3 protein-coding genes and 1 pseudogene are annotated in these 3,878 nt (G+C 39.4%); all 4 read right to left on the reverse strand.

Annotated features, from left to right (window positions below; genetic code table 11):
* Positions 1 to 775 (reverse strand): annotated as a pseudogene (locus ABZC96_RS08885) (endonuclease MutS2); the annotation flags it as partial.
* Positions 776 to 779: 4 nt separating this feature from the next.
* Positions 780 to 2,096 (reverse strand): UDP-N-acetylmuramate--L-alanine ligase, encoded by a 1,317-nt coding sequence (gene murC, locus ABZC96_RS08890; RefSeq protein WP_373030553.1) that lies wholly within the window; start codon positions 2,094 to 2,096, stop codon positions 780 to 782.
* Positions 2,097 to 2,696 carry a hypothetical protein gene (locus tag ABZC96_RS08895; protein WP_373030555.1) on the reverse strand — a complete coding sequence of 200 codons (600 nt, stop codon included), beginning with the start codon at positions 2,694 to 2,696 and terminating at the stop codon, positions 2,097 to 2,099. It abuts the gene before it with no gap.
* Positions 2,696 to 3,820 carry a succinyldiaminopimelate transaminase gene (locus ABZC96_RS08900; protein WP_373030556.1) on the reverse strand — a complete coding sequence of 375 codons (1,125 nt, stop codon included), beginning with the start codon at positions 3,818 to 3,820 and terminating at the stop codon, positions 2,696 to 2,698. The genes ABZC96_RS08895 and ABZC96_RS08900 overlap by 1 nt, the downstream gene beginning before the upstream one ends.
* Positions 3,821 to 3,878 lie beyond the last annotated feature (58 nt).

Consider the following 3,878-nt stretch of genomic DNA (forward strand, 5'->3'; position numbering starts at 1 on the left):
ACCGATCATACTCTTTATTGATAAACGCCAAGAAACGTTCCCACTTAAAAAAGATCGCCGAGATATTTTTGCAATAGGTATAGATCAACTCCTCTTTACTGCTAAGCAGAGCAGACTCTTTCTCCTTTAAGTGAGAAATACTTTGAGGAATGATATAAAAAAATCCTCCAGGACTACGTGCTGCTACAGTGGCTTTAATCGCATTGTTAAATCCTCCACGTACCAGCAAAGTCTCTTCTCCACCATTAAAATGCACCTGTGTATCTACAAGATAGTCTCTAAGCTTACTGGAGTGTGCCAGTTTATAGAGTGTCTCTTTGATATCTATCTTGTTTTGCTTGATGGCACGTTCAAGTTTGTACAGTTCAGGATCACGTTCAGTATTAATATCCCCTTCGGCAGTAAAGTACCCTATGATTTCTATGATCTCTTCAGGTATCTCTATGCCTTGTATCCAAGAGAGAATCGGTTCACTGAACCCTACTGCCTTTAACGTATTAAAGTATGAAAGCATGTTCACGAAAGCATATATCTCATCAAGGGAGAGTACCCCATGTTTCTTGATAAGGTTGAGTTCTCTATCTAAATTCGGTACGGTTTTTGGCAGTGGAAACTGTACTTTGGAGAGTGCTTGTATATAACGATAATGCTGATTGATGTCGCCCATCATTGCTACAGGTTTTTCTCTGGCTAAAAACTTTTGGAACTGATCGATATACCCGTCAAGATCCAGTTTTTGAATAATCGTTTTTTCGCTACTCTCCTGCGAATGCATCAACTTATGCCTCTCCGCGTATCTGATAAGTAATATCTCCCGCACCAAAGGCTGTTACAAGTCCATCACTGTATTCTTGTATTATATGACCGTCTTTAAACACTTTGACAATGCCATCTTCTTTCGTAACAGAATCTGCCATATGAAGTGTATAACGACTGAATGCTCCCTTGAGGTCTATGTCTACCTTTAACTCACCCGCAGCCCAGATAGGAAGGATCACAAGCTCATCTACGCCTTCAAAACACTCTACAAATCCATGCAGATTGTCCATTGTACGGCTATACTTATGTGGTTGCCAAATGACATTGAGTTTGGAAAAATCACGTAAATTTTTATAAATTTGCAATGACTCCATCGTTACTTTTATCTCTGTTGGATGGTGTCCATAGTCATCTATCACTACACACTCTTCTCTGTTTTGGACGATATCAAAACGTTTTTTAATGCCTTTATAATGTAAAAGGTTCTCTCTTATCGCTTCTGCTTTTTCGCCCAGTGCCAAAGCACCCAATATCGCTAATGAAGCATCCAGAGCGATATGATTTCCAAAACCGAATACTTCAAATGACCCGAGATCCAAGAGTTCAAATTTTGTATGCGGTTCACCATCTACGAGGACAAACTCTATGTTTTTAATATCTTTTGAAGGGTAGAGTTTAATGCTATCCATCTCCAAAGAAGAGAGAAACTCATCTTCTGCATTGATCACACGTATTTTAGCCAGAGATAAAAAGTTTCTGTATGCATTGTAAAAACGTTCTTCATCATACTCATAGTATTCCATATGTTCAGGTTCAACATTGGTAACAATCGCAAGATGCGGATTGGAATTTAAAAAACTTTCATCACTCTCATCTGCTTCAAACACCACTTTGTTGTTAGGGTAATGTCGTACGTTTGAACCAAATTCTTTGCTGATTGCACCAATCAGAGCGTTGGACTCAGGTATGATTGAAGCCAGCATTGCTGAAGTAGTACTCTTTCCGTGCGCTCCACCCACAGCATAAACTTCTTTTTCACCTAAAATACTTTTTAAAGACTCTTTACGTGAAAGTAATTCTATACCTAATTCCTTTGCCTTTTGATACTCAGGATTGTTAGGGCGCACAGCTGCAGAATAGATCACTCTATCCACACCTTCCACTGCATCTTGATGGTGAGGTATGGTGATCTTCGCATCAAAGTTAGTTGCCAAATCATTGGTTATCTCTGTTTGCTTGATGTCTGAACCAGAGATCTTATGTCCATCATTAAAAAGAAACTTAGCCAATGCGGAAAGTCCGATACCACCTATACCTATAAAATGTATTTTTTTCACCTATTTTTCCTTTGACTCATCCAGTACTTTGAGTTCTTCTTTAGCCTGCTTGACCTGTTTTGCAAACATCGTGAGCAAAATATCTGTCGGCTGCGTAAAGGTTTGAATAAAAAAGGCAAGAGGGTCATGCTCATTTACACCTTCAACATCTACAAGGTTTTCTATAAAGTCTTCAAAACTGTTTCCCGCCATCACTGCAGCTGCATGGACCATCATCGCATCTTTTAGATCTGCATGGTCTATGGTATAGTTTAATACAAGAAAGATCTCTTTTGAACCTTTTTTATCATTTTCACTGTAACGCTGGATCCCATGTTCATAGATGGCTCTTGCCGTGGCTAAATCTTCAGCATTATTCATATCAAATGACTGAGAAGTAGTGAGCTTTTCTGCCAGTCTGTCAAATGCTGTGTTGACGATAAATGTAAAGATCTCATTGATCTCATCTTCAGGTGCCTCTATAATAAGCTGCGCATCTAAAAGCTGATACCCTTTTGCAATACTCTCTTCTTCTTTACATTCGATTTCGAGTCTTTTAATATTTGCTAAAAACTCTGGGTCTTTTTTTAACTCTTCTATGTGTATTTCTGGGGTTTCCATTATTGCTCCAATGCCAATTTAATTCGTTCTAATGCTTCTCTTGTTAACTCTTCTTCGTATACAAGGGCCAGTCTTACATACCCTTGACCTTCACCTTCTCTTCCTAAAAAAGATCCTGGTATAACTTTAAGATTATACTCTTTATAGAGTTTTGTCGTAAAGGCTATCTCATCTTCTACTTTGAGCCAAATGTAAAATGTCGCTTCAGGTGCCGCTAGCCCTAATACCTCATTGGCTACTTCAAAGTTCTTTTTATACTTTTCTCTAAATACTTTTACATGTTCCTGATCAGCCCATGCTGCTGCAGCGGCATGTTGAAGCGGTAACGGTGAAGCACAACCTACATACGTTCTGTACACCATATACTCTTTCAGTATCTCTGCATCACCTGCGATGAAACCAGAACGAAGCCCCGGTGCAGAAGAACGCTTAGAGATAGAGTTGATCACTAACACATTTTTAAAGCTTTCATTGCCTACTTCTATACTAGCATTGAGGAGTGACGGCAGAGGCTCATTCAAATAAAGGTCAGCATAACACTCATCATTTAAAAGGACAAAGTCATGTTTCAGTGCCAACTCTACCCAACGTTTTAGATCTTCCATTTGCATCACAGATGATGTAGGATTGTTCGGTGAATTGAGTATCACAAAATCCGCTTTTGCCAATGCCGCTTCATCCACTACCGGTTGAAAATGATTGCTTTCATTGAGATTGAGGTAGATCACTTCAGCCCTGCATGCTTTGGCCGCACCTTCATAGATCTGATAGAAAGGGTTAGGAAACACCATCACCGGATCTTTCACATCATGCAGTAAAAACTGCGGGAAATTAAACAGTACTTCTCTTGTTCCGAAAGTTGGAATGATCTGCGCATTGGTGAGTGTGAGACCAAAACGTTTTTTGTTATAGGTCAACATTCCCTCTCTCAGTTCTGTTTCACCAGCCGTTTTGGGATACTTGTTGAGCAATGCAGAAGCATCTTTGAGTGCCTCAAGTATAAAGGTCGGAGTCTCAAACTGAGGTTCCCCTATCGTCAGGCTAAGTGCAGAGTAATCACTGTTAGGTGTCACATTGTCAAGTAGTTGATTGAGTTTCTCAAAAGGGTAGGTTTCGAAGTTCATTGTTGCCCTAAATTTTTAAAAGATTATAGCGTATTTGGGGTAAACTATAACTTTACAA

The sequence above is a fragment of the Sulfurovum sp. genome (genome assembly GCF_041551015.1).
Classification (GTDB): Bacteria; Campylobacterota; Campylobacteria; order Campylobacterales; family Sulfurovaceae; genus Sulfurovum.